A 5,455-nucleotide genomic window follows, 5' to 3' on the forward strand; every position below is an offset into this window, starting at 1 on the left:
TGGCCGGCATCCGGCCGATGCACCCCGGCCAGCGTCTTGATGAGGGTCGACTTGCCCGCACCGTTCTCCCCGGCGAGCGCATGCACCTCACCGGGGTACAACTCCAGGGACACGTCCCGCAGGGCGCGCACCGCGCCGAAGGACTTCGAAACGTCCTCGAGCGCCAGCACCGGGGCCGGACCCGCGTCGGACGGGTGGGTCATGAGGGGCTCCTCGACGACGCCCGGGACCGGCCCGGGCTGCTTCACGGCGTCGTGAAAGGTTTCAACTTGGTTGGCCGGGACGTTAGGCACGGCGGCCATGTCACGTCAATGGGTCCGTGTCGAAAACTTTTCGAGACTCTTAGGTCACGACGGGGTCACGAGCAACAGCCTCGGTCACAGGGGTTGACACCCAAACGGGTGACTCATACTTTCCCGTCTTGAATCGTTTCACAATGACGCTTTCATATCGACGTTCAGTCAACGTTCACAGGAGCCCCCAGGTGACCGAGCTCTCCGCGGTGAAGGCCGCGCTCAAGACCCAGGCCGTAGAGACGCCGTCGTGGGCGTACGGGAACTCGGGCACACGGTTCAAGGTGTTCGCGCAACAGGGCGTGCCGCGCAACCCGCGCGAGAAGCTGGACGACGCCGCCCAGGTGCACGCCTTCACGGGGGTCGCGCCGACCGTCGCCCTGCACATTCCCTGGGACAAGGTCGACGACTACGCCGCCCTGGCCAAGCACGCCGAGGACCGCGGGGTGCGGCTCGGCGCGATCAACTCGAACACGTTCCAGGACGACGACTACAAGCTGGGCAGCGTCTGCCATCCGGAGGCGTCCGTGCGCCGCAAGGCGGTGGATCACCTGCTGGAGTGCGTCGACATCATGGACGCGACCGGCTCGCGGGATCTGAAGCTGTGGTTCGCCGACGGCACGAACTACCCGGGCCAGGACGACATCCGCGCGCGTCAGGACCGGCTGGCCGAGGGCCTGGCCGAGGTCTACGCCCGGCTCGGCGACGACCAGCGGATGCTCCTTGAATACAAGCTGTTCGAGCCGGCGTTCTACTCGACGGACGTGCCGGACTGGGGCACGGCCTACGCCCACTGCCTCAAGCTCGGTCCGAAGGCGCAGGTCGTGGTGGACACCGGGCATCACGCGCCGGGCACGAACATCGAGTTCATCGTCGCGACGCTCCTGCGCGAGGGGAAGCTCGGCGCGTTCGACTTCAACTCCCGTTTCTACGCCGACGACGACCTCATGGTGGGCGCCGCAGATCCGTTCCAGCTCTTCCGGATCATGTACGAGGTCGTGCGCGGGGGAGGGTTCACTCCGGACGTCGCGTTCATGCTCGACCAGTGCCACAACATCGAGGCCAAGATCCCGGCGATCATCCGCTCGGTGATGAACGTCCAGGAGGCGACCGCCAAGGCCCTCCTCGTCGACCGCGACGCGCTCGGCGCGGCCCAGCGGTCCGGGGACGTGCTCGAGGCCAACGCCGTCCTCATGGACGCCTACAACACGGACGTACGGCCGTTGCTGCGCGAGGTCCGCGAGGAGCTGGGACTGGACGCGGACCCGATGGCGGCGTACCGCCGGTCCGGCTGGGCCGAGAAGATCGTCGCCGAGCGGGTGGGCGGGGAGCAGGCGGGGTGGGGGGCGTGAGCGTTCGCGTGGTTGCCGTCCGACGCGACACGTCCACGGCCTGCTGCACCCGCCAGCAGCCCACTGCGACCGGCCTCGACCGGTTGTGACCGCGCGGTCGTAACCGCCTTGGGGCGCGCATCGCACCGCGCCCCCCGAAGACCCCCGCCGTCTCTTGTGAAGGAACCGGACGCCCATGTCTGCCCATCCCGAAGCCGCCGCGCTGATCGCCCGTTCCCATCGGCTCGGTGCCGACGCCCGCAACACCAACTACGCCGGCGGCAACACGTCCGCCAAGGGCACCGACACCGACCCCGTGACCGGGGGCGATGTCGAGCTGATGTGGGTGAAGGGGTCGGGAGGTGACCTGGGGACGTTGACCGAGGACGGGCTGGCGGTGTTGCGGCTCGACCGGCTCCGCGCGCTCCAGGACGTCTACCCGGGCGTGGAGCGGGAGGACGAGATGGTCGCCGCGTTCGATTTCTGTCTGCATGGCAAGGGCGGGGCGGCTCCGTCGATCGACACGGCGATGCACGGGCTGGTGGATGCCGCGCATGTGGATCATCTGCACCCGGACTCGGGGATCGCGTTGGCGTGTGCGGCGGACGGGGAGAAGCTGACGGCGGAGTGTTTCGGTGACCGGGTGGTGTGGGTGCCCTGGCGGCGTCCGGGTTTCCAGCTGGGTCTGGACATCGCGGCGGTCAAGGCGGCCAACCCGCAGGCGATCGGCTGCATCCTGGGCGGGCACGGGATCACGGCCTGGGGTGAGTCGGCGCAGGAGTGCGAGGCCAACTCGCTGCACATCATCCGCACCGCCGAGGCCTTCCTCGCCGAACACGGCAAGCCCGAGCCCTTCGGTGCGGTGCTGGAGGGGTACGACGTGCTGGACGCGTCGGCTCGGCGTGAGCGGGCGGCTGCTCTCGCCCCGCACATCCGGGCGCTCGCCTCTCAGGACCGGCCCCAGGTCGGCCACTTCGACGACTCCGATGTCGTGCTGGAGTTCCTGTCCCGTGCGGAGCATCCGCGTCTGGCGGCGTTGGGGACGTCGTGCCCGGATCACTTCCTGCGCACGAAGGTGCGTCCCCTGGTCCTGGATGTGGGCCCGGGAGTGCCGCTGGAGGAGGCGGTGTCCCGTCTGGAGGAGCTGCACGCGGCCTACCGGGAGGAGTACGCGGCGTACTACGCGCGGCATGCGCTGCCCGATTCCCCGGCGATGCGGGGTGCGGACCCGGCGATCGTGCTGGTCCCGGGGGTGGGGATGTTCTCCTTCGGGAAGGACAAGCAGACCGCGCGGGTGGCGGGTGAGTTCTACGTCAACGCGATCAACGTGATGCGGGGCGCGGAAGCGGTCTCGGCGTATGCGCCGATCGAGGAGTCGGAGAAGTTCCGCATCGAGTACTGGGCGCTGGAGGAGGCCAAGCTCCAGCGCCTGCCCCGGCCCAAGCCCCTGGCCACCCGCGTGGCGCTGGTGACCGGCGGCGGCAGCGGGATCGGCAAGGCGATCGCGCAGCGGCTGTCCGCCGAGGGCGCCTGTGTCGTGATCGCGGACCTCAACGCCGAGAACGCCGCCGCTGTGGCCGAGGAGCTGGGAGGCGGCGACCGGGCGGTGGCGGTGGGGGTGGACGTCACCTCCGAGGAGCAGATCGCGCAGGCGTTCAAGGCGGCGGTGCTGGCGTTCGGCGGGGTGGACCTGGTGGTCAACAACGCCGGGATCTCCATCTCCAAGCCGCTGCTGGAGACATCGGCGAAGGACTGGGATCTTCAGCACGACATCATGGCGCGGGGCTCGTTCCTGGTCTCGCGGGAGGCGGCGCGGGTGATGTGTGCGCAGAAGCTGGGCGGTGACATCGTCTACATCGCCTCGAAGAACGCGGTCTTCGCCGGTCCGAACAACATCGCCTACTCCGCGACCAAGGCCGACCAGGCCCACCAGGTCCGCCTGCTGGCGGCGGAGTTGGGCGAGCACGGCATCCGGGTCAACGGTGTCAACCCCGACGGCGTCGTCCGCGGCTCCGGGATCTTCGCCGGCGGCTGGGGCGCCCAACGCGCCGCCGTGTACGGAGTGGAGGAGTCGAAGTTGGGTGAGTTCTACGCCCAACGCACCATCCTCAAGCGGGAGGTGCTCCCCGAGCACGTCGCCAATGCCGTCTTCGCTCTGACCGGCGGCGAGTTGACCCACACCACGGGTCTGCACGTCCCCGTCGACGCCGGTGTCGCCGCCGCGTTCCTTCGGTGAGCGCCCGCGTGAAGTCGTACGCCGCGGTCGACCTGGGCGCCTCCAGTGGGCGGGTCATGGTCGGCCGCGTCGGCCCCGACAGCCTGGAGCTGACCGAAGCGCACCGGTTCGCCAACCGGCCGGTGCGCCTTCCGGAAGGGCTGCGCTGGGACGTCCTCGCCCTCTACGGCGGTGTGCTGGACGGACTGCGGGCCGCCGGACAGGTCGACTCGATCGGCATCGACAGCTGGGCCGTCGACTACGGCCTCCTCGACGCCGACGGCGCACTCCTCGCCAACCCCGTCCACTACCGCGACAACCGCACGGAAGGAATCGCGGAGAAGGTCTGGGCCACCGTCCCGCCGCAGGAGTTGTACGCGGCGACCGGGTTGCAGTACGCGCCCTTCAACACCCTGTACCAATTGATCGCCGCCAAGGAACAACTAGCCTCCGCTCGGCGACTGTTGCTCATACCCGACCTCCTCACGTACTGGCTCACCGGCGAGCAGGGCACCGAGCTGACCAACGCGTCCACCACCCAGCTCATCGATGCCCGGACGCGGACCTGGTCGCACGACGTCGCCGCACGGCTGGGCATCGACCTGGACCTGTTCGCGCCGCTGCGGCAACCCGGCGATCCTGCCGGGGTGTTGCGTGCCGAGGTGCTGGACGAGACCGGGCTCACCGGGCCGGTCCCGGTGACTGCGGTCGGATCGCACGACACGGCTTCGGCGGTGGCAGCGGTACCGGCCAGTGGGGCACGCTTCGCCTACATCTCCACAGGTACCTGGTCGTTGGCGGGGCTGGAGCTCGACTCGCCCGTGCTGACGGACGAGAGCCGGACCGCCAACTTCACCAACGAGCTGGGCCTGGACGGCACCGTCCGCTACCTGCGGAACATCATGGGGCTGTGGCTGCTCCAGGAATGCGTACGGGACTGGGGAGAGCCGGAGTTGGGAGCCTTGCTGCTCGACGCGGCAAAGGCACCCGCGTTGCGGTCGGTGGTGGACGCGGGTGACGCGGCGTTCCTCGCGCCCGGCCGGATGCCGGAACGGATCGCGGAGGCGTGCCGGGCGTCCGGGCAGCCCGTGCCCGAGACGCGGGCCGAGATCACGCGATGCATCCTCGACTCCCTCGCCCTGGCCCACCGCCGGGCCATCGAGGACGCTCAGAGGCTCGCGGGGCAGCCCGTCGATGTCGTCCATGTCGTCGGTGGGGGTACGCGCAACGCGCTGCTCTGCCAACTGACGGCCGACGCATGTGGGTTGCCGGTGGTCGCGGGTCCGACGGAGGCGGCGGCGCTCGGCAACGTACTGGTACAGGCCCGGACGCACGGCCTGGTCGGCGACCTCGAGGAAGGGCGCCGTCTGCTCACCCGAACACAGCCCCTGACTCGATACGAGCCTCAGGGCGACACAGGACCGTGGCGCGCGGCGGAGGCACGACTCAACAGAGCGTGAGCGAGGTCTCCCCCAGTCAACCAACCCGCATTAGGCTGCACCCATCCGATGATCAAACCCAAGGAGCTGCGATGCGTGTCGCTCTGTTCCTGACCTGCGTCAACGACACGCTGTATCCCGATACCGGGCGCGCTGTGGTGAAACTGCTGACCAGGC

Annotated in this window: 4 protein-coding genes and 1 pseudogene; 4 read left to right on the top strand and 1 reads right to left on the bottom strand. The window is 69.4% G+C overall.

Going from position 1 to position 5,455, the window contains the following annotated elements:
* Positions 1-203, bottom strand: a 203-nt coding sequence (locus ACIPSE_RS47130; RefSeq protein WP_401676361.1) for an ATP-binding cassette domain-containing protein, incomplete at its 3' end; no start/stop codon positions are given.
* 281 nt (positions 204-484) lie between these two features.
* Here ACIPSE_RS47130 and rhaI point away from each other — a divergent pair.
* The 4 genes and pseudogenes from rhaI to ACIPSE_RS47150 all read left to right on the top strand — a co-directional run.
* Positions 485-1,645, top strand: coding sequence for an L-rhamnose isomerase (rhaI, locus tag ACIPSE_RS47135; RefSeq protein ID WP_401676363.1), 1,161 nt, complete (start codon positions 485-487; stop codon positions 1,643-1,645).
* Positions 1,646-1,820: 175 nt separating this feature from the next.
* Positions 1,821-3,860 (top strand): bifunctional aldolase/short-chain dehydrogenase, encoded by a 2,040-nt coding sequence (locus ACIPSE_RS47140; protein WP_401676365.1) that lies wholly within the window; start codon positions 1,821-1,823, stop codon positions 3,858-3,860.
* Between the two features lie 8 nt (positions 3,861-3,868).
* Positions 3,869-5,299: a rhamnulokinase family protein gene (locus tag ACIPSE_RS47145; RefSeq protein WP_401676367.1), complete on the top strand. Its 1,431-nt coding sequence runs from the start codon at positions 3,869-3,871 to the stop codon at positions 5,297-5,299.
* 71 nt (positions 5,300-5,370) lie between these two features.
* Positions 5,371-5,455: pseudogene (locus tag ACIPSE_RS47150) on the top strand ((Fe-S)-binding protein); the annotation flags it as partial.

The organism is Streptomyces sp. NPDC090106 (assembly GCF_044747265.1).
Classification (GTDB): Bacteria; Actinomycetota; Actinomycetes; order Streptomycetales; family Streptomycetaceae; genus Streptomyces.

What these genes read in the sequence shown, in the direction of transcription:
- ACIPSE_RS47140 (WP_401676365.1), top strand. Translation starts at nt 1,821, where the DNA reads ATGTCTGCCCATCCCGAAGCCGCCGCGCTGATCGCCCGTTCCCATCGG.